At 55.6% G+C, this 19,415-nt stretch carries 15 protein-coding genes and 2 pseudogenes; 6 read left to right on the top strand and 11 right to left on the bottom strand.

The window, feature by feature from the left end; genetic code table 11:
* Positions 1 to 41 precede the first annotated feature (41 nt).
* Together ACI2J2_RS21165 and ACI2J2_RS21160 are read left to right on the top strand one after the other, a co-directional pair.
* The gene (locus ACI2J2_RS21165) at positions 42 to 1,364 is read left to right on the top strand and encodes an MFS transporter (RefSeq protein WP_209639390.1); all 1,323 of its coding nucleotides are present in this window, start codon (positions 42 to 44) and stop codon (positions 1,362 to 1,364) included.
* A 92-nt stretch (positions 1,365 to 1,456) separates the two neighbouring features.
* Positions 1,457 to 2,236, top strand: a pseudogene (locus ACI2J2_RS21160) (CDP-diacylglycerol diphosphatase); the annotation flags it as partial.
* A 33-nt stretch (positions 2,237 to 2,269) separates the two neighbouring features.
* Here ACI2J2_RS21160 and ACI2J2_RS21155 read toward each other — a convergent pair.
* Together ACI2J2_RS21155 and pdeH are read right to left on the bottom strand one after the other, a co-directional pair.
* A complete protein-coding gene (locus ACI2J2_RS21155) occupies positions 2,270 to 4,303 on the bottom strand; it encodes an AsmA family protein (protein ID WP_404760801.1) in 2,034 nt (677 codons plus the stop codon).
* Positions 4,304 to 4,405: 102 nt separating this feature from the next.
* Entirely contained in the window at positions 4,406 to 5,191 is a 786-nt protein-coding gene (pdeH, locus tag ACI2J2_RS21150; RefSeq protein WP_265556088.1) for a cyclic-guanylate-specific phosphodiesterase, read from the bottom strand.
* A 144-nt stretch (positions 5,192 to 5,335) separates the two neighbouring features.
* Here pdeH and ACI2J2_RS21145 point away from each other — a divergent pair, with 144 nt between their 5' ends.
* Both ACI2J2_RS21145 and ACI2J2_RS21140 read left to right on the top strand, forming a co-directional pair.
* Positions 5,336 to 5,539, top strand: coding sequence for a 2-hydroxymuconate tautomerase family protein (locus ACI2J2_RS21145; protein ID WP_209639399.1), 204 nt, complete (start codon positions 5,336 to 5,338; stop codon positions 5,537 to 5,539).
* A 165-nt stretch (positions 5,540 to 5,704) separates the two neighbouring features.
* Positions 5,705 to 6,637, top strand: coding sequence for a sugar kinase (locus ACI2J2_RS21140; RefSeq protein WP_404760800.1), 933 nt, complete (start codon positions 5,705 to 5,707; stop codon positions 6,635 to 6,637).
* A 197-nt stretch (positions 6,638 to 6,834) separates the two neighbouring features.
* Here ACI2J2_RS21140 and ilvC read toward each other — a convergent pair whose 3' ends face one another.
* The gene (gene ilvC, locus ACI2J2_RS21135) at positions 6,835 to 8,310 is read right to left on the bottom strand and encodes a ketol-acid reductoisomerase (RefSeq protein WP_209639405.1); all 1,476 of its coding nucleotides are present in this window, start codon (positions 8,308 to 8,310) and stop codon (positions 6,835 to 6,837) included.
* Between the two features lie 169 nt (positions 8,311 to 8,479).
* Between ilvC and ilvY the strand changes: the two genes are divergently transcribed.
* The gene (gene ilvY / locus ACI2J2_RS21130) at positions 8,480 to 9,361 is read left to right on the top strand and encodes an HTH-type transcriptional activator IlvY (RefSeq protein ID WP_404760799.1); all 882 of its coding nucleotides are present in this window, start codon (positions 8,480 to 8,482) and stop codon (positions 9,359 to 9,361) included.
* Positions 9,362 to 9,387: 26 nt separating this feature from the next.
* Here the strand turns inward: ilvY and ACI2J2_RS21125 are convergent, their stop codons facing one another.
* The 8 genes from ACI2J2_RS21125 to ACI2J2_RS21090 all read right to left on the bottom strand — a co-directional run bounded on the left by ACI2J2_RS21125 (position 9,388) and on the right by ACI2J2_RS21090 (position 18,102).
* Complete coding sequence (locus ACI2J2_RS21125) at positions 9,388 to 10,089, bottom strand: DUF2461 domain-containing protein (protein ID WP_209639410.1); 702 nt, start codon at positions 10,087 to 10,089, stop codon at positions 9,388 to 9,390.
* 21 nt (positions 10,090 to 10,110) lie between these two features.
* Positions 10,111 to 11,655: a threonine ammonia-lyase, biosynthetic gene (gene ilvA, locus ACI2J2_RS21120; protein WP_209639414.1), complete on the bottom strand. Its 1,545-nt coding sequence runs from the start codon at positions 11,653 to 11,655 to the stop codon at positions 10,111 to 10,113.
* 5 nt (positions 11,656 to 11,660) lie between these two features.
* The gene (gene ilvD / locus ACI2J2_RS21115; protein ID WP_404760798.1) at positions 11,661 to 13,511 is read right to left on the bottom strand and encodes a dihydroxy-acid dehydratase; all 1,851 of its coding nucleotides are present in this window, start codon (positions 13,509 to 13,511) and stop codon (positions 11,661 to 11,663) included.
* A gap of 134 nt (positions 13,512 to 13,645) precedes the next feature.
* Positions 13,646 to 14,572: a branched-chain-amino-acid transaminase gene (gene ilvE / locus ACI2J2_RS21110; RefSeq protein ID WP_209639420.1), complete on the bottom strand. Its 927-nt coding sequence runs from the start codon at positions 14,570 to 14,572 to the stop codon at positions 13,646 to 13,648.
* A 22-nt stretch (positions 14,573 to 14,594) separates the two neighbouring features.
* Positions 14,595 to 14,852: an acetolactate synthase 2 small subunit gene (ilvM, locus tag ACI2J2_RS21105; protein WP_061808667.1), complete on the bottom strand. Its 258-nt coding sequence runs from the start codon at positions 14,850 to 14,852 to the stop codon at positions 14,595 to 14,597.
* Positions 14,849 to 16,495 carry an acetolactate synthase 2 catalytic subunit gene (gene ilvG / locus ACI2J2_RS21100; RefSeq protein ID WP_404760797.1) on the bottom strand — a complete coding sequence of 549 codons (1,647 nt, stop codon included), beginning with the start codon at positions 16,493 to 16,495 and terminating at the stop codon, positions 14,849 to 14,851. The genes ilvM and ilvG overlap by 4 nt, the downstream gene beginning before the upstream one ends.
* Before the next feature lie 142 nt (positions 16,496 to 16,637).
* The gene (gene ilvL, locus ACI2J2_RS21095; protein WP_015962288.1) at positions 16,638 to 16,736 is read right to left on the bottom strand and encodes an ilv operon leader peptide; all 99 of its coding nucleotides are present in this window, start codon (positions 16,734 to 16,736) and stop codon (positions 16,638 to 16,640) included.
* Positions 16,737 to 16,869: 133 nt separating this feature from the next.
* Entirely contained in the window at positions 16,870 to 18,102 is a 1,233-nt protein-coding gene (locus ACI2J2_RS21090) for an MFS transporter (RefSeq protein ID WP_209639425.1), read from the bottom strand.
* 340 nt (positions 18,103 to 18,442) lie between these two features.
* Here ACI2J2_RS21090 and ACI2J2_RS21085 point away from each other — a divergent pair.
* A pseudogene (locus ACI2J2_RS21085) lies at positions 18,443 to 19,291 on the top strand (YifB family Mg chelatase-like AAA ATPase); the annotation flags it as partial.
* Positions 19,292 to 19,415 lie beyond the last annotated feature (124 nt).

Genomic DNA, 19,415 nt, shown 5'->3' with positions numbered 1-19,415 from the left:
ACTAATATGGATTTTTACACATTCAAAATATAAGAAAAATTATGCAAGCCTCCATCGCACCAACTCTGGACGCCGACGACGCGTCAACGCCAGTCAACTCACGCGGAAAAGTGATTGTCGCCTCGCTGGTCGGGACCGCCATCGAGTTTTTCGATTTTTATATCTACGCCACCGCTGCGGTGATCGTATTCCCACATATCTTTTTCCCGCAAGGTGATCCCACCACCGCCACGCTACAGTCGCTGGCTACGTTCGCCGTCGCCTTTATCGCACGCCCGATTGGTTCGGCACTGTTCGGCCACTTCGGCGATCGTGTAGGCCGCAAGGTGACGCTGGTCGCCTCGCTGCTCACCATGGGGATTTCTACCGTACTGATTGGCTTGCTGCCAAGCTACGAAACCATCGGCATCTTCGCCCCTATCCTGTTGGCGCTCGCGCGTTTTGGCCAGGGGTTAGGCCTGGGTGGCGAATGGGGAGGCGCCGCCTTGCTGGCTACCGAGAACGCCCCAGCCAGAAAACGTGCGCTATACGGTTCGTTCCCGCAACTGGGGGCACCTATCGGCTTCTTCTTCGCCAACGGCACCTTCCTGTTACTCTCCTGGCTGCTGACAGATCGGCAGTTTATGGAATGGGGCTGGCGCGTGCCGTTCATCCTGTCCGCTGCACTGGTGTTGATCGGCCTGTATGTGCGTGTATCACTGCATGAAACCCCGGTATTCGCCAAGGTAGCCAAAGCCGGCAAGCAGGTGAAGATTCCGCTCGGCACCTTGCTGAGCAAACACCTGAAGGTGACCATCCTTGGCACCTTTATCATGCTGGCAACCTATACACTGTTCTACCTGATGACGGTTTACTCCATGACCTACGGCACGACGCCGCAGCCGCTGGGGTTGGGTTATTCACGCAACAGTTTCCTGTGGATGCTGATGGTGGCGGTGATTGGCTTTGGCGTGATGGTGCCAATTGCCGGCCTGCTGGCTGATGCCTTTGGCCGCCGCAAGACCATGATCGTCATCACCCTGCTGATGATCGCCTTTGCTTTCCTGTTCCCAAGCATGCTGGGTTCCGGCAACCAAGCGCTGGTGATGGGCTTCCTGCTGTGCGGCCTGAGCATCATGGGCCTGACCTTTGGCCCGATGGGCGCACTTCTGCCCGAGTTATTCCCGACCGAGGTGCGCTATACCGGTGCGTCGTTCTCATACAATGTGGCCTCGATCCTCGGCGCAGCGGTGGCGCCTTATATTGCTACCTGGCTGGCGACCCATTACGGTTTGTTCTATGTCGGTCTCTATTTGGCCGCGATGGCCAGCCTCACGCTGATCGCCCTGTTGCTGATGAAAGAAACCCGAGATAAATCGCTGTAATCCTGCTTCTGCGGCCCCGTCATACGGGCCGCACTTCCCGCACTGTCACCTGTCATAAAACCAGATTATGCTGAACCCTTCTCTTTTTACGGAAACGGAAATCAATCATGTCTCTGCGCCGCAGGCTCTTTTTGTACGTTGCGCCGTTGGTGATGGCCGCCATTGCGATTACCGCTGCGCTCTGGATATGGGTAAAGCCTCCCCAATCGAGTGCGTTGTGGCGTATCGTTAGCCAACAGTGCCTGCCCAACCAGCAGGCGCATAACAATCCGGCACCCTGTGCGCAGGTTGACCCACAGGCCGGCTTTGTGGTGTTCAAAGACCGTAACGGGCCACTGCAGTATCTGCTGATGCCAAGCACCAGAATCACCGGTATTGAAAGCCCCGCGGTACTGGCGGCCACCACCCCAAACTTCTTTGAGCAAGCCTGGCAGGCGCGGCACTTTATGGCCGATAAATATGGCAAGGCGATCGACGACGCCGATATTTCGCTGGCGATTAATTCAGCCTATGGCCGCACTCAGAATCAGTTGCACATTCATATCTCCTGCCTGCTGCCGTCGGTAAAAACGCAGTTGGCGCAGTATGCGGCAGATTACAGCGAGCAGTGGGAGCCAATACCTGGCGGCCTGCTGGGCCATGATTATTTAGCGCGCCGGGTAACCCCTGAGGAGCTCAATAAACAGGGTGCTTTCCGCTTGTTATCTGAGGGGGTTGCACGCGCAAACGGGCGTATGGGGAGTTTTGGATTGGCAATGACCGCATTACCGAGCGGTGATTTTCTGTTGCTGGCCACTGAGCGCAGCCTGCTGCCATTTACTTTGGCTTCGTCAGAAGAAATCCAGGATCATGACTGCCAGGTATTGAAGTAAAACAGCCCGCGGGTTATCCGCGGGCTTTTACACTCATTTCTTCTGCTTCATCTGCCGTAAGATTTGTCCGCACTGGTTTTCTTCGCCGCCTTCGCTTGGGGAAACCAGTGCCAGCAGGGCCGCTGCCGGCGTCAGCACGACGCCCAACGCCACCGCAGCTGCACCGCGCGCAATGAGCGGACCGGCCTTCACGCCAGCATCCGGGTGCGCAAAGGTGCCTTTTACGTAGAGCGGTGAACGCAGCGTCAACACTCGCATGCCTTTGCTTTCTGGATCAATGGACAGGTCCAACCGCTCCGTGGCGAAGTTAGTATTGCCGCTGATATTGATAATGGCATTCTCCGTGTCGAACACAAACAACCGCGGCGCCGCCACACCGTTACGAATGCCTACATCCGCTGCCGCGCAGTTTATCCCCACCACGTCGTCACCAAACAGCTGTGCCACCAGGTAGTTACCCACGTTCAATCCGAGGATTTCCATCAGGCTACGGCTGATTACCCCATTGTTAATCACCATGCGTAAATCGCCACTGCTGGTTGCCAGCAGGTCAGCCACCGAATTGCCGCTGCCGGTCAGTTTGGCATCACCGTTCAATTGCCCCAGGCTGCGCTTCATCGATCCTACATTCGGCAACAGTTCCTTCAGCTGGAATTTACGCGCGTGCATATCCACCCGGCCCTGCATCGGGTTTTTGCCACCGTCGAGATGGAGAGTCGCATTGAGGTTACCGCCAGCGACGCCGAACCGCAGCGGATCCATCAAGATGGCACCGTTTTCCAATTGCAAATGGGTATAGAGATCGCTCAGTGGCAGTGAACTGCCGCGTTCAATGCGCTTGGCAGTGAATTTGACGTCTGCATCCATCACCTTCCAGCTTTTGGTATCAAACTTCTCCACCGGCAGCACTTTGCCTGCTGGCTGGCGGCTCTTCTCACCGCGACTGGCTTTTTCAGTATTGGAATCTGCACCAATCAGCGGAGCCAGATCGGCAAAACGCAGCTGTTCCGACTGCACTTCCCCACTCAATTTAGGCCGGGGTTTGCCGGCGACATATTTCAAATCACCGTGAATATCGCTATCGCCAATTTTTCCATCAAACTTTTGGTACTGGAACACCGCCCCCCCTTTCTCATGAAGGCGGGCGATCAGGTGGCCATCGGTAGAATACGCTGGGGTATTGGGCAACAGCACGCCGGTGAGGGCATACAGGTTAGCCAAACTGTCACCGGAGAATTTAAGTTGCAGATCCAGACCACCAAGATTCATCGGATCGGACAGCGTGCCGGCCACCACCACCCGGGTAGCGCCAGAGCGCACGTCGGCCTGCAGTGGAAAAGGGAGCTCGGCATTTTGTAGGGATAACATGCCGCCCACCTTGCCACTGCCCGACAGAGGCTCGCCGTTGTATTTACCCTTCACCTTCCAGCCGAAAACATAGTCAGGGGTGACCGTAGCACCCGCCTCTTTTTTACCCGTCACTTCACTGAATGATAAAGGTTTGCCCAGCGGATCAATCACCGCACGGAAATCCGCTTTCAGCGTGGCATCTTTGAAATCAATCTGCCCACTATCAAACACGATGTCATGGATATTTACCGACCAGGCAGACGGCGGTTGGTCAGGATCCCCCGCGAGGGTGAAGGTCCAGTTATTATCGCCATTGGCCAACCGCTGTAAGCTGGCACTCGGCTGCGTCAGCCAAATCCGTGGGATCAACAGTTCCTTGCCCAGCAGTGCCAAGGGGGAAATGCTGGCATCAACGCGCTGCAGTTGGGCCATGCTGTCGCCGGGGATATTTTTCGGATTGCCTAGCACAATGTCTTCAGCATGAATTTTTGGCCACGGTAGCCAGGCACGCCAACCAGGCTCATCTTTATCACGCGCCCAGCTAACCCCCAGATCGCCACGAATAGCGAACGGGCGGTGCAGCTCGGCAGACACCTTGTCATTGATCGTCGGTTTGAGGCGGTTCCAGTCGAAGGTCAGCACAAAGATCACCAACCCGGCGATGATCAACAGCACAATGCCACCCACCCACGTGAACGCTTTACCTGTTCTTGTCATTATGGCTCCCTGAACGCGATAACTTGCTAGTCAATTGATAAGCAACCTTTACCAAGCCTAGCCGAGGATAGGCAAGAGTTCACGCTTTAGGGCGGCGGGCGATCAAACAGTCGGTGCAGAAAACAGTGTAGGCAGGGTTTGCAGGGTTTCAAAACGGGCCGGGCGGGAAAGGTAATAGCCTTGGGCAGCCAGCGCGCCGGAGCGCTGTACCAGCAACCACTCTTGCTCTGTTTCTACCCCTTCGACGATCACCCCTTCGCTGTGTTGGTTCATCATTCTGACCAAGGTTGCGAGCAGCTGGATGCCATCCTCCGTTTGCTTCAGCAGGGTAAATAACTCTCGCGCCACCTTAATATATTGATAGCGCCAGGTGCTAACGGCGGAGAAATTTGCCAGCCCACTCCCAAAATCATCCAACCATAATCGTTCCGCGCCCACAATTTGATGCAATGGGCCATTCAACGCCATTCCCGCATGTTCCACCAGCTCAAAGCGCAGGTAAGGCATGTTGGCAATCTGACGTTGCAACGCACAGTGCCGCTGCAATGCCTCCAATGCAATCCCGTCAATATTAACCGAGACCATCAACCCGTGGAGAGTCAGCAACGGTTGCCAGCGCTGGAGCAATTCAAGCTGTTCCTGAATGATCTGCAGCCGTTTATGGACGTTGAGAGCAGCAAAATAAAGCTCTGGCGAAAGGGGTTTGTCTGGCGCAGACGGATGATAAACCGCCGTCAGCAGCTCGAGCGCCAGCAAAGCACCGGAGGTACGGTAGATCGGTTGGAAAGTATACTGGCGCCGGCATTGCCGCCAGTAATGCTGCGCTTTTATATGCGAGCAGACGGCAAAGAGTGGCGCCAGCAGACCAGAAGTCATCTTGGTTGTCATTGGTACTATCGCCATCGAAGGGAAATGAAAACGCTCAGGCTGCGTGATTGCTTCCCTTGATTTATCGGCAGCAGGTAATAAAACTTTAAGCGGCAGTGAAAGCCTTTTACATTGAATAGACGTCTCAAAACCCAAGGAAAAAACATGCCCTACGTAAATATCAAAATTACCCGTGAAGGCGCGACACCGGAGCAAAAGAAACAGCTGATCGCTGGCGTAACCCAACTGCTGGTGGATACGCTGGGGAAAAACCCGGCCACCACCGTGGTGGTCATCGACGAGGTAGAAACCGACAACTGGGGTATCGGTGGTAAATGCGTGACCGATCTGCGCGCCGCCGCTAAATAACGGCAGGATCCGGTCGCCCGATCGGGAAATTTTTGCGTTTCCCGATCGGCGTCATAATTAAATTAAAACGTTGTTTTATTTTCATTGACTCCCCCCACCCCTTGCGTTGAGACTGGTTGCATTCGCATCAATTCACCTTCTTCTTTCAGCCAGGGCTCAGTGACTATGACCACCCAGAATCTTGCCGTGATCGGCGAATGCATGATTGAACTGTCGCAGAAAGGCGCGGACCTTAGCCGTGGTTTTGGCGGCGATACGCTAAACACCGCCGTTTACATCGCCCGTCAAGTGGCAGAAACGGCGCTGCAGGTGCATTACGTTACCGCACTCGGCACCGACAGTTTCAGCGAGGAAATGCTGCAGGCCTGGCAGCAGGAAAAAGTGAAAACACGCCTGATCCAACGATTGGAAGACAAGCTGCCGGGGCTATACGTGATCGAAACCGATGAGACCGGCGAACGCACCTTCTATTACTGGCGTAATGATGCCGCAGCCCGCTACTGGCTCGCAGGGCCGCAGGCAGAGACGTTGTGCGAACAGCTGGCCCAATTCGATTATCTGTATCTCAGCGGTATCAGCGTGGCGATTCTCGATGCCAGCAGCCGTGCCCGGCTGCTGACGTTACTGCGCCAGTGCCGCGCCAACGGCGGCAAGGTCATTTTCGATAACAACTATCGTCAACGGCTGTGGCAAAGCAAAGAAGAAGCGCAACAGGCCTATCGCGAGGTGCTGGCTTGTACAGACATTGCTTTTCTGACGCTGGATGATGAAGACCTGTTGTGGGGCAAACATCCGCTGGATCAGGTGGTGCAGCGCACGCAGTTGCTGGGCGTGACCGAGATAGTGATCAAACGCGGCGCAGATAGCTGCCTGGTGTTCAGTGCCGAAGGCACCGAATTCGAGATCCCGGCGGTACATTTGCCGAAAGAAAAAGTGGTGGATACCACCGCAGCGGGCGATTCCTTCAGCGCCGGTTATCTGGCGGTGCGTTTAACCGGCGGTGATGTCGTACAGGCAGCGCAGCGCGGCCATCTGACCGCCAGCACGGTGATCCAGCATCGCGGTGCCATTATTCCCCTCGCCGCCATGCCACAATGATTCCTGTGCCGTAGAAAGGCGAAAGGCCAGCAACGACGCTGGCCTTTTTATTGGACTCGAAAACCCATCTTAATACCCTATGGATTTCAGGTTGTAGCTAGGCACCAAGCTATCTCATCCCCAGGAGCTTACTTTAGTAAGTGACTGGGGTGTGATAGTGCAGGTAACAACGCTACAGCCTGAAAGACGACGGGTATTTAGCCTGCCACCGCGATACGTTTCATATCCGTCATATAACCACGCAGCTTGCGGCCAACGGATTCGATTGGGTGATTACGCACCGCTTCGTTCACATCGCGCAGTTGCGCGTTATCCACGGACGTACCGGCAACAGATTTACCCAAGTCACCCGCCTGCAGAGTGGTCATAAACGTTTTCAGCAATGGCACTGCCGCGTTAGCGAACAGGTAGTTACCGTATTCCGCAGTATCAGAGATAACCACGTTCATTTCGTACAGACGCTTACGCGCAATGGTGTTGGCGATCAGCGGCAGCTCGTGCAGTGATTCGTAGTAAGCAGACTCTTCGATGATGCCCGCGTCAACCATGGTTTCGAACGCCAGCTCAACGCCGGCTTTCACCATTGCAACCATCAGTACGCCATGGTCAAAGTATTCTTGCTCGCTGATTTTGCCTTCGAACTGCGGCGCGTTCTCGAATGCTGATTTGCCGGTCTCTTCACGCCAGTTCAGCAGTTTCACGTCGTCTTCTGCCCAGTCAGCCATCATGCCGCTGGAGAAAGCACCGGAGATGATATCGTCCATGTGTTTCTGGAACAGTGGCGCCATGATCTCTTTCAGTTGCTCGGACAGCGCAAAGGCGCGCAGTTTGGCCGGGTTAGACAGGCGATCCATCATCAGGGTGATACCGCCCTGCTTCAGCGCTTCGGTGATGGTTTCCCAACCGAACTGAATCAGTTTTTCCGCATAAGCCGGCTCGGTGCCTTCAGCAACCAGTTTGTCGAAGCACAGCAGTGAACCCGCTTGCAGCATGCCACACAGAATGGTTTGCTCGCCCATCAGGTCAGATTTCACTTCGGCAACGAAGGAGGATTCCAGTACGCCGGCACGGTGACCGCCGGTCGCTGCGGCCCAGGCCTTGGCGATCGCCATGCCTTCGCCTTTCGGATCGTTTTCCGGGTGAACCGCGATCAGGGTCGGTACGCCGAAACCACGTTTGTATTCTTCGCGCACTTCGGTACCCGGGCATTTTGGCGCAACCATCACCACGGTGATGTCTTTACGCACTTGCTCGCCCACTTCGACGATGTTGAAGCCGTGTGAGTAACCCAGCGCTGCGCCGTCTTTCATCAGCGGCTGCACTGCACGCACAACAGAAGTATGTTGCTTGTCTGGCGTCAGGTTAACGACCAAGTCTGCCTGTGGGATCAAGTCTTCGTAAGTCCCTACCTTGAAGCCGTTTTCGGTCGCTTTGCGCCATGAAGGACGCTTTTCATCGATGGCTTCTTTACGCAGGGCATAGGCAACATCCAGGCCCGAGTCACGCATGTTCAAGCCTTGGTTCAGGCCCTGTGCGCCACAGCCGACAATCACCACTTTTTTGCCTTTCAGGTAGCTCGCTTCGTCAGCAAATTCTTCACGTGCCATAAAGCGACACTTGCCTAATTGCGCCAACTGCTGACGCAGGTTCAAGGTGTTGAAATAGTTAGCCATGGTGGTACTCCAGTTAGATGTTGTGTCTTGCTGTTATTTTTCATTCCCCGCCCTGTCTGTGCGGAGATTCGTTAAACTCAATGTATAACAGGAAACGCGTTGCTTAAATTGATATATTACGAATGTGACATTGCAATTTTTGCAACACTCTTGCTGCGAGCGTACTGATATGGATTTGCGTGATTTAAAGCTGTTCCTTCATCTGGCCGAGAGCCATCACTTTGGCCGAAGCGCCAAGGCGATGCACGTCAGCCCGTCGACACTTTCCCGCCAGATCCAACGGCTGGAGGAGATCCTCGGGCAGCCGCTATTTTTGCGTGACAACCGCACTGTGCAGCTCACCGATGCTGGTGAACAGCTGAAAGACTTTGCCCAGCAAACGCTGTTGCAATACCAGCAACTGAAACATGCGCTGGGCCAACATGGCCCCTCTCTGAGCGGCGAGCTGCGGCTGTTTTGCTCTGTCACCGCCGCCTACAGCCACTTGCCGCCAATCCTCGATCGCTTCCGCGCACAGCATCCGTTGGTAGAGATCAAACTCACCACCGGTGACGCCGCCGACGCCGTCGATAAAGTGCAATCCAACGAAGCCGACCTCGGCATTGCCGGACGCCCCGAAACCCTGCCCACCAGCGTGGCCTTCACTAAAATCGGTGAGATCCCACTGGTGCTGATTGCGCCGGCGCTGCCCTGTGCTGTACGCAGTCAGGCCTTTGCCGAGCAGCCCGACTGGGCCAATATTCCGTTTATCCTGCCGGAGCATGGCCCGTCGCGAAAACGTATCGAACTGTGGTTCCGCCGCCAGCGTATTCCCAACCCACTGATTTACGCCACCGTTGGCGGCCACGAGGCCATTGTCTCGATGGTAGCCTTGGGCTGCGGTATCGCACTGATCCCCGGCGTGGTCGTAGACAACAGCCCAGAGCCAGTGCGCAACCGTATCTCGCAGTTGGAGAATATATCGATGGTCGAGCCGTTCGAGTTAGGTGTCTGTGTACAGAAAAAACGCCTCAGCGATCCGTTGATTGACGCGTTCTGGCGTTTACTTTGAGACGCGGCTCGAAAGACAACGGGCATTTATAAATCAGCCGGATCGACTTGCTTCATCGCCTCCACCTGCATCAGCCAGTGGTACAGCGGTTCTAGCTGTTGAAAACCCTGGGCCAACATCTTCGTCAGGTCGGCACTAAACAGCTTTTCCACCTGGCTATCAGTCGCCATCACCGCAAAGGATTTACGGTTGTACCAGGTGGCAATGTCTGCCGCCTGCTCTTTAACCAGCGGACGCTTGTAGCTTTCCCCCACCAGCTCGAACGGCGGCTGACAGCAAGCTGCCACCTCTAAAAATGGCTGCGGGCGGCGCTGCAGCGTATGACGAAATAGGTCCATGGTGGCTTTGTTGGCACTGTAATATCCCAGCCCGTAGCGCAACATGTCCGGCCCCAGTTCGAAGAAGTAAACCGGCGCATCCTTCCAGTCTTTGCTCGGCCGTTTGAACGTCAGCCACATGCGGCTACGGTAGCGCGATTTATCATGAGAAAAACGCGTGTCGCGGTGAATGCGCGACAGCGTTTTACCGATCGCCGGCCGGGTTTCAAACTGCGGGTCAATCGCCAGCATCGTCGGGGCAAGTTCAGCCACCAGCGAACGGAACGGCGTCAGCAGTTCGCTATCGTAAACGCTGCGATTAGCCTCAAACCATTCCTTGTCGTTTTCGATACGCACCTGCTGGAGGAAATTCAGGCCTTGCTGGCTAAAGCCACTAAATTTATCCGTCATACGCCATCCTTGTTAACGCCTTTAGCCCTGCAAAAAGAAGCGGAATGCCGGGTTATCCGTTTCATCGTGGCAGTCGTAGCCCAATGCCTGTAGGTGTTGCTCAAACTCGGGTTCAGTCTGCGACAGTTCAAAGCCTGCCAGCACGCGACCAAAGTCAGTGCCGTGGCTACGGTAATGGAACAGTGAAATATTCCAGTGGGTCCCCAGGGTTTGCAGAAACTTCAGCAATGCACCTGGCGACTCCGGGAACTCAAAGCTGTACAGACGCTCACGCAGTGGTTTTGAAGGACGCCCACCGACCATGTAACGCACGTGCAGCTTGGCCATTTCATCGTCGGACAGATCCACGACCTGATAACCATCGGCGCGTAACTCATCGAGAATTTCCTGCCGTTCGGCATGGCCGCGCGTCAGACGAACACCGACGAAAATGCAGGCATTATCCGCATCGGCGTACCGGTAGTTAAATTCCGTTACCGACCGGCCCCCCAACAGTTGGCAAAACTTCAGGAAGCTGCCTTTCTGCTCTGGAATGGTCACCGCCAGCAGGGCCTCACGCTGTTCACCTAATTCGCAGCGTTCCGACACATAGCGCAAACCATGGAAATTCAGGTTGGCACCGGACAAAACATGAGCCAGACGCTCGCCCTGAATATTGTGCTGTTGCACATACTTTTTCAGCCCGGCCAGCGCCAGCGCACCGGACGGTTCGGCAATGGCGCGCACATCTTCAAACAGATCTTTGACCGCGGCGCAAATGGCGTCACTGTCGACGGTGATGACGTCGTCCAGGTATTCCTGACACAGGCGGAAGGTTTCGTCACCGATACGCTTCACCGCCACGCCTTCGGCAAACAGCCCGACACGCGCCAGGTCCACCGGATGCCCAGCATCCAACGCCGCACGCAGGCACGCGGAATCCTCCGCTTCCACCCCAATCACTTTGATCTGCGGCATCAGTTGCTTGATTAATACCGCCACGCCCGCCGCCAGGCCGCCCCCGCCAACCGGCACAAACACCCGGTCAAGATGCGCATCTTGTTGCAATAACTCCATGGCCAGCGTGCCCTGCCCGGCGATCACCGTTGGGTGATCAAAGGGTGGCACGAACGTCATGCCCTGTTTGAGTGAAAGCTCAATCGCTCTGGCCTTGGCTTCATCAAAGTTGGCACCGTGCAACAACACTTCACCGCCAAAGCTACGTACCGCATCCACTTTGATATCTGCGGTGGACACCGGCATCACGATCAACGTTTTGATACCCACGCGTTTGCCGGAATAGGCTACGCCCTGGGCGTGGTTGCCAGCCGAAGCCGTCACCACACCGCGGGCCTTTTGTTCTTCGTTCAGGCTGGCAATCATGGCGTAAGCCCCGCGCAGCTTGAAACTGTGAACCGGCTGACGATCTTCACGCTTCACCAAAATGGTATTGCCGAGGCGTGAAGATATTTTACTCATGGTCTGTAATGGGGTGACCTGAGCCACCTCATAAACCGGCGAGCGGAGCACCGCTCGCAAATACTCCGCGCCACAGGGAGCGTCGGGTAGGGGTTGCGATACCGCCATGATATTTAGCCTCCCAGCTTGCTCTTGTCGCGCACGGCGCCTTTGTCGGCGCTGGTCGCCAGCATGGCGTAAGCGCGCAGGGCGAAGGAAACCTGACGCTCGCGATTTTTCGGTGTCCATGCCCGATCGCCACGTGCCAGCTCAACTTCACGGCGCGCCGCCAGTTCGCTGTCCGTGACGTCCAGCACCATGCTGCGCTTTGGAATATCGATGTCGATCATGTCGCCATCTTCGATCAACGCAATCAGACCACCGCTGCCCGCTTCCGGAGAAACGTGGCCAATAGACAGGCCCGAGGTACCGCCGGAGAAGCGGCCGTCGGTGATCAGCGCACAGGCTTTGCCCAGCCCCATGGACTTAAGGTAGGTCGTTGGGTACAGCATTTCCTGCATGCCCGGCCCACCTTTAGGCCCCTCGTAGCGGATCACCACCACGTCGCCGGCAACCACTTTGCCGCCGAGGATCGCGTCCACCGCCGAGTCCTGGCTTTCGTACACTTTGGCCGGACCGCGGAAGGTCAGGTTCTCTTTGTCGACGCCCGCAGTTTTAACGATGCTGCCGTCCAGCGCCATGTTGCCGTACAGTACGGCCAGCCCCCCCTCCTGGCTGAACGCATTTTCCAGCGAACGGATACAGCCCTCTGCACGGTCATCATCCAGCGTATCCCAACGACAATCCTGCGAGAACGCCTTGGTGGTGCGGATACCCGCCGGACCGGCACGGAACATTTTCTTCACCGCGTCATCTTGGGTCAGCATGATGTCGTATTTATCCAACGTCTCCGGCAGTTTCATGCCCAGGATATTGTCGACGTCACGGTTCAACAGGCCAGCGCGATCCAGCTCGCCAAGAATAGCCAGTACACCACCGGCGCGGTGTACGTCTTCCATATGGTATTTCGGGGTGCTTGGCGCCACCTTGCACAGGTGCGGTACCTTGCGTGACAGCCGGTCGATATCTTCCATGGTGAAGTCGATTTCACCTTCCTGTGCGGAGGCCAGCAGGTGCAATACGGTATTGGTCGAGCCGCCCATGGCGATATCCAGCGTCATGGCGTTTTCGAATGCGGCCTTGTTGGCGATATTGCGCGGCAACGCGCTTTCATCACCCTGCTCGTAGTAACGTTTGGTCAAGGCTACGATGCGTTTACCGGCGTTAATAAACAGCTCTTTACGGTCGGCATGGGTCGCCAGCAACGAGCCATTGCCCGGCTGTGACAGGCCCAGCGCTTCGGTCAGGCAGTTCATCGAGTTGGCGGTGAACATGCCGGAACAGGAGCCGCAGGTCGGGCAGGCGGAACGTTCGATCTGCTCGCTGTCGGCGTCGCTGACGTTCGGGTTGGCACCCTGAATCATCGCGTCCACCAGATCCAGTTTGATGATCTTATCGGACAGCTTGGTCTTGCCGGCTTCCATCGGGCCGCCAGAAACGAAAATCACCGGAATGTTAAGGCGCAGTGACGCCATCAGCATCCCTGGGGTGATCTTGTCGCAGTTGGAAATGCACACCATCGCATCCGCGCAGTGGGCATTCACCATGTATTCAACCGAGTCGGCGATCAATTCACGAGATGGCAAAGAATAGAGCATGCCGCCGTGGCCCATCGCGATACCGTCATCCACCGCAATGGTGTTGAACTCTTTGGCAACGCCGCCTGAGGCTTCGATCTGTTCTGCAACCAGCTTGCCCAAATCACGCAGATGCACATGGCCCGGAACGAACTGGGTAAATGAGTTAACCACCGCAATAATGGGTTTGCCAAAATCGTCGTCGGTCATTCCGGTCGCGCGCCATAATGCGCGGGCACCCGCCATGTTGCGGCCGTGGGTTGTGGTGGCGGAACGGTACTTAGGCATGCTCTTTACTCCAAATGTATTTATTACAGGCGGCGAACGAACCGCCTGAATATTATTGTCTGTCTGTCGTTTACCCTATGGCTTTCAAGCTGCGGCCAACAACGCGGCGGTTTAAAAGACGACGGGTAACATTGTTATTGGTTTACCGGGTCCAACCAGCCGTACTTGTCTTCAGTCTTGCCGGTAAACAGGCCAAAGAACGCCTGTTGAATCTGTTTGGTTACCGGGCCGCACTTGCCAATGCCGACCTGGATGCCGTCAACACTACGCACCGGGGTGATTTCTGCGGCGGTGCCGGACATGAAGACTTCGTCGGCCAGGTACAGTGATTCACGCGACAACACCTGCTCACGCACTTCGAAGCCCATGTCTTTCGCCAGTTTGATGATGGCATCGCGGGTGATGCCCGGCAGTGCAGAAGACGTAAACGGCGGGGTAAACAGCACACCGTCTTTCACTTCGAACAGGTTCTCGCCTGCGCCTTCGGAAATATACCCGTGCACGTCAAGCGCAATCCCTTCCTGGTAACCATGGCGGCGCGCTTCGCTGCCCACCAGCAGCGAGGAAAGGTAGTTACCGCCGGCTTTGGCCGCGGTGGGAATAGTATTTGGCGCCACGCGGTGCCAAGACGAAACCATCGCATCGATGCCTTGATCCAGCGCCTCTTCACCCAGGTACGCGCCCCAAGGAAACGCCGCGATAATCACGTCTGTTTTATAACCGGCTGGCGGGTTAACCCCCATGCCAACGTCGCCCACAAACACTAACGGACGAATATAAGCGCTGCCCAGATTGTTTTTACGCAGCGTCGCGCGGCAGGCTTCCATCAACTCATCAACGCTTTGCGATACGGGCATACGGTAGATCTTTGCCGAGTCATGCAGGCGTTGCATATGCTCACGGTGACGGAACACCACCGGGCCTTTATGAGAGTCGTAGCAACGGACGCCTTCAAACACCGAAGTGCCATAGTGCAACGCATGTGACATCACGTGTACTTTGGCGTCAGCCCAAGGAACCATCTCACCATTGAACCAAATGTAATCGGCTTTCTTCGTCATTGTTCTTTATCCTTCTCACGCATCAGGCGCGTATTTGTTGTGATGTTTGTTGCTGGATCTCAACGCAGGAGACATCCATCAGTTTGCTCAACTGAGATGACAGTAGATCCACCGGGCGCTGGCTGGCAACGGTCAATTCAATATTAATCTTGTCGGTATTTGCAGCCGCAGCCATATTCATAGCACAAACCTGAAAGCCGCGATGACGCACGACGCGCAATACACGCTCTAACATTTCAGGGCGAAAACGGGCCTGGATCGAGAGTTGATGGTGCATCATGATATTTTCTCCAACATGGTTTCGTTACCGGCACCCGGCGGCACCAGCGGCCAGACGTTTTCGAGTTCATCAATCGACACATGCAGCATATAAGGCCCGTCGCTGTTGAATAACGCATCGAGCGCGTCTGCTACCTGATCTTTGCGGGTGATACGCTGGCCAGGGATGCCAAAGGCATTGGCCAACATCAAGAAATCTGGGTTATCGGTGAGGGTGGTTTCGCTGTAACGCCCGTCAAAAAACAGCTGTTGCCACTGACGAACCATGCCCAAACGTTGGTTATCCAATAAAACGATTTTCAGCGGCAGCTGTTTACGTTTTATGGTGCCTAATTCCTGCACGTTCATCATGAAAGAACCGTCGCCCGAAATGCAGATCACCGTATCTTCCGGGCGAGCCATCTGTGCGCCAACCGCAGCCGGTACGCCAAAGCCCATGGTGCCCAACCCGCTGGAGGTGATGAAATTCTCCGGGCGTTCAAAGGTCATGTGCTGTGCGGTCCACATCTGGTGCTGGCCCACGTCTGTGGTGACCACGCTATTGGCCGGCTTGCGCTCAGACAGCTGTTTCAACAGCAGCGGCGCGTAAATCGGCTGGCCTGGATGATCATAACGACAAGGGTGTGTTTCTTTCAGTTCAACCACGCGGCGCTGCCAGGCGGTGATTGTCAGCGGCTGCTGCAGCGCGGGCAATAACGCCTTTAAATCACCCTGCAGCGCGACATGTGCCTGACGTAATTTGCTCATTTCCGCCGGGTCGATATCCATGTGGATCACCTTGGCGTGTGGTGCAAAAGCATTCAGTTTACCGGTCACGCGATCGTCAAAACGTGCGCCGACAGCGATCAACAAGTCGCATTCTTGCACCGCAAGATTGGCGGCCTTGGTGCCGTGCATCCCCAACATACCGAGGTAATGCGGTTGCTCGGCATCCGCTGCCCCCAGCCCTTTCAACGTGACGACGTTAGGCATTTGGGTCGCCGCGATAAACTCGCGTAATTCCGGTACCGCCTGCGCCATGCCAACGCCACCGCCGATGTACAACATGGGCTTGTGTGCCTGCGCCAGCAACTCAGCGGCTTGTGCCAACTCTGCCGCCGGGTAGTTCAGTTCTTCCACTACCGGCATCAAGTGTGGGTGCAATTCGCCGTGAGCCAGTTGGATGTCTTTCGGGATGTCGATCAGCACGGGGCCGGGACGGCCGCTGCTTGCAATGGCAAAGGCTTCCGCCATGATGCCCGGCAGCGCATCCAGTGATTCCACCAGGAAGCTGTGTTTGGTGCAGGCCAAAGACAGGCCGAGAACATCGATCTCCTGAAAAGCATCGGTACCTATCAGCGCAGAGCCCACCTGACCGGTAATCGCCACCACGGGAACGGAATCCAGCAAGGCATCGGCCAGGCCAGTGATCAGGTTGGTAGCCCCGGGGCCAGAGGTAGCAATGCAAACGCCAACTTTACCGGTTGAGCGAGCGTAACCAATAGCAGCCATCGCGGCGCCCTGCTCGTGGCGGCACAGTAGGTGTTCCACCCCGCCGTCATACAATGCATCGTAGACCGGCATGATTGCGCCACCCGGATAGCCGAATACCGTATCAACCCCCTGCGCACGCAACGCTTGTACTACCCACTGAGCCCCGTTCATGGTTATTTCCCCGCCTTACTTCGACAATTGCAGGATTTTGTTCTGTTACTCATATTTTTATCCTCGCTTCACTTTTCTCTTGCCAATAAAAAACCCCCGGACCTTACGGTGCGGGGGTTCTCTTGCGATTCCGGCTTGTTTTCTAAGCCATTCTTCGTCCAAGTGCAGCCCCGCACGGTGGGATAATAATCACCACCACGCTAATCACGACTAGGCTAATCACTTGGGCAAAGGCTTTCATAATAGGTTTGTTCACTGTGCTCGTTTCGAACTAATACCTACAGAGGTACCATAGTCCCGCGCGGCATGACAACACTTTTTTTGCGTTATTATTCGGCGCAATCTGGTCATACCTCGCGCAACATGCCCGGTTTTCACACGCTGGCGTGCGGGCCGGAGGGCTTCACTGCCCCCGAGATCGCCTTGCCGCGCGTGTCCTTACCAAAGAACACCAACAGCGCAATGATGATCGCTACCGTACCGGCGATGATTGCCATCGCCAATCCATAATTTTGGCCATTATGCTCGGCGATCGTTGCCTGTAGCGTGGCATTGACGGAGGCGATCAAGTTACCCAACTGGTAAACAAATCCTGGCAGTACCGCGCGGGTGTTCGCCGGGACCAACTCAGTGAGGTAAGTCGGTATTACGCCCCAAGCCCCCTGTACCATGAACTGCATCAGGAACGCGCCAATTCCCAGCATCAGCGAGCCGCTGGAAAACGCCCATAACGGGATCACGGGCAACGCCAAGAGCGCGGCAATAATAATCGCTTTCTTGCGGCCGATTTTTTCCGACAGCGCCCCAAAGAAAACGCCCCCAATAATTGACGCGATATTGTAGCTAATGGCGATGATACTGACGGTTTTAGGATCGAAACCATGTTGAACTTTCAAAAATACCGGATACATATCCTGGGTACCGTGCGAGAAGAAATTGAACGCCGCCATCAGCAATACCAGGTAGCCGCAGAGCTTCCAATGGCTTTTCAGCACCGGCAGTAATGCGCTGCTTTCCTTGCGTTCTCGCGCCGCCAGCCACACCGGTGACTCCTGCACGCAATAATAAATAAACGGCAACAGCAAAATGGGTGCAGCACCAATCACGAACATGCCACGCCAGCCAACCACCTCAAACAACAGACCATACACCACTGCCGCCAACAGATAGCCGAACGGGTAACCTGCCTGAAAAATCCCTGACATGAGGCCACGTGAGCGATCGGGAATCGTTTCCATCGCCAGTGACGATGCCACGCCCCAGATCCCGCCCATTGCCACGCCGTATAACACCCGCAACAACAGGAACACCGTCAACGACGGTGCCGCCGCAGACAGCAGTTCAAATACCGAGAAGAAGACAATATTCAGCATCAAGATCGGTTTACGACCGTACTTTTCGGCCGCACGACCAAAGATTAACGCGCCAATCGGGCGTACCGCCAAGGTCAGCAAGATCGCCAGTGTCACTTCTTCCATTCCGACATGGAAAGACTGTGCGATATCGCTGAGCAGAAATACCAGCACGAAAAAATCGAAAGCGTCGAGCGTCCAGCTTGAAAAACTGGCGATGGCTGCATTGCGTTGCAGCGGGGTCCAACCAAACATATGTTATCCCTACTCTAGAAGACGAGGTCATGAGCTTTAGCGGCTGCCGTGGCGGATGCGTTGGCGGTCGGAGATTGTTAACGAGGTGATCTTTATATTAACTAATTGTTAAATACACCCATTCCCCCTCCTGCCGCAACAGGATTGGCCTGCTAATGTGTTGCTGCATTCACGTAATTGTTAAGGGGTATTGCCACGCCTTGCGCAGTGCAGCACAAAAACATCTCTATCCACATGAAATTTATTATTTTAATTAAGATTCACCCCGCAAATACTCTAAGGTTGCCGCGCCTCTAATGCGCATATTCCGCATCATGTTGCCTTCAGAGAGGAGAGCAATATGTCATTGGCGGTTATCTATACCCGGGCCACACTGGGCGTTCAGGCCCCGTCAGTCACGGTAGAAGTGCATATCAGTAATGGGCTACCCGGTCTGACCCTGGTCGGGCTCCCGGAAACCACGGTGAAAGAAGCGCGCGATCGGGTGCGCAGTGCTTTGATTAATAATGGCTTCACCTTTCCTGCCCGGCGCATCACCGTCAACCTGGCCCCCGCAGACCTGCCCAAAGAAGGCGGCCGTTACGACCTGCCGATTGCTCTGGCGATCCTGGCCGCCTCCGAGCAGCTGCCAGCCGACAAGTTAGCTCGCTATGAGTTTCTCGGGGAACTGGCGTTATCCGGCGCATTGCGGGCTGTCAGCGGGGCGATCCCCGCCGCGCTGGCGGCACTGGATGCAGGCAGACAGCTGGTTTTAGCTACCGCCAATGGGCGAGAGGTGGGGCTGATTACGCAAAGTGAAACAAGGGTGGCGGAACACCTGCTTGAGGTTTGTGCGTTTTTGTTAGGTAAAAGCGATTTACCCGTAGCCACTGCCCCGCTTGCAGCGGATACGGCACAAGAAACCGCTGATCTTCAGGACATACTGGGCCAGGAGCAGGCAAAGCGAGCGCTGGAAATCGCCGCTGCCGGGGGCCACAACCTGCTATTGGTCGGCCCTCCGGGGACGGGGAAAACCATGTTGGCCAGCCGCCTAAATACCCTCCTCCCTCCGCTAACCGACCAGGAGGCGCTGGAAAGCATTGCCGTAGCCAGCCTGCTGCAACATCCCGCACAAGCGCTGCCATGGCGACAGAGGCCGTTTCGTGCGCCGCATCACAGTGCTTCTATGGCCGCCCTGGTCGGTGGTGGTTGTCATTTATAGAAATAAAAGAGATTTTATAGGAATTAATGCGACTAGAGCGGGAATTGAAAAACGTCATCACCAAGGATACTGAGGCTCCAAAGGGATCTATTTGAAGAAATTGGGTTGAGGA

It is taken from the genome of Serratia sp. NPDC087055 (assembly GCF_044900985.1).
Lineage (GTDB): Bacteria > Pseudomonadota > Gammaproteobacteria > Enterobacterales > Enterobacteriaceae > Serratia.
The sequence above is the reverse complement of the archived record's forward strand: the minus strand, read 5'-3'. Positions and strand labels throughout refer to the sequence as shown.

What these genes read in the sequence shown, in the direction of transcription:
- ACI2J2_RS21165 (WP_209639390.1), top strand. Translation starts at nt 42, where the DNA reads ATGCAAGCCTCCATCGCACCAACTCTGGACGCCGACGACGCGTCAACG.
- ACI2J2_RS21155 (WP_404760801.1), bottom strand. Translation starts at nt 4,303, where the DNA reads ATGACAAGAACAGGTAAAGCGTTCACGTGGGTGGGTGGCATTGTGCTG.
- pdeH (WP_265556088.1), bottom strand. Translation starts at nt 5,191, where the DNA reads ATGACAACCAAGATGACTTCTGGTCTGCTGGCGCCACTCTTTGCCGTC.
- ACI2J2_RS21145 (WP_209639399.1), top strand. Translation starts at nt 5,336, where the DNA reads ATGCCCTACGTAAATATCAAAATTACCCGTGAAGGCGCGACACCGGAG.
- ACI2J2_RS21140 (WP_404760800.1), top strand. Translation starts at nt 5,705, where the DNA reads ATGACCACCCAGAATCTTGCCGTGATCGGCGAATGCATGATTGAACTG.
- ilvC (WP_209639405.1), bottom strand. Translation starts at nt 8,310, where the DNA reads ATGGCTAACTATTTCAACACCTTGAACCTGCGTCAGCAGTTGGCGCAA.
- ilvY (WP_404760799.1), top strand. Translation starts at nt 8,480, where the DNA reads ATGGATTTGCGTGATTTAAAGCTGTTCCTTCATCTGGCCGAGAGCCAT.
- ACI2J2_RS21125 (WP_209639410.1), bottom strand. Translation starts at nt 10,089, where the DNA reads ATGACGGATAAATTTAGTGGCTTTAGCCAGCAAGGCCTGAATTTCCTC.
- ilvA (WP_209639414.1), bottom strand. Translation starts at nt 11,655, where the DNA reads ATGGCGGTATCGCAACCCCTACCCGACGCTCCCTGTGGCGCGGAGTAT.
- ilvD (WP_404760798.1), bottom strand. Translation starts at nt 13,511, where the DNA reads ATGCCTAAGTACCGTTCCGCCACCACAACCCACGGCCGCAACATGGCG.
- ilvE (WP_209639420.1), bottom strand. Translation starts at nt 14,572, where the DNA reads ATGACGAAGAAAGCCGATTACATTTGGTTCAATGGTGAGATGGTTCCT.
- ilvM (WP_061808667.1), bottom strand. Translation starts at nt 14,852, where the DNA reads ATGATGCACCATCAACTCTCGATCCAGGCCCGTTTTCGCCCTGAAATG.
- ilvG (WP_404760797.1), bottom strand. Translation starts at nt 16,495, where the DNA reads ATGAACGGGGCTCAGTGGGTAGTACAAGCGTTGCGTGCGCAGGGGGTT.
- ilvL (WP_015962288.1), bottom strand. Translation starts at nt 16,736, where the DNA reads ATGAAAGCCTTTGCCCAAGTGATTAGCCTAGTCGTGATTAGCGTGGTG.
- ACI2J2_RS21090 (WP_209639425.1), bottom strand. Translation starts at nt 18,102, where the DNA reads ATGTTTGGTTGGACCCCGCTGCAACGCAATGCAGCCATCGCCAGTTTT.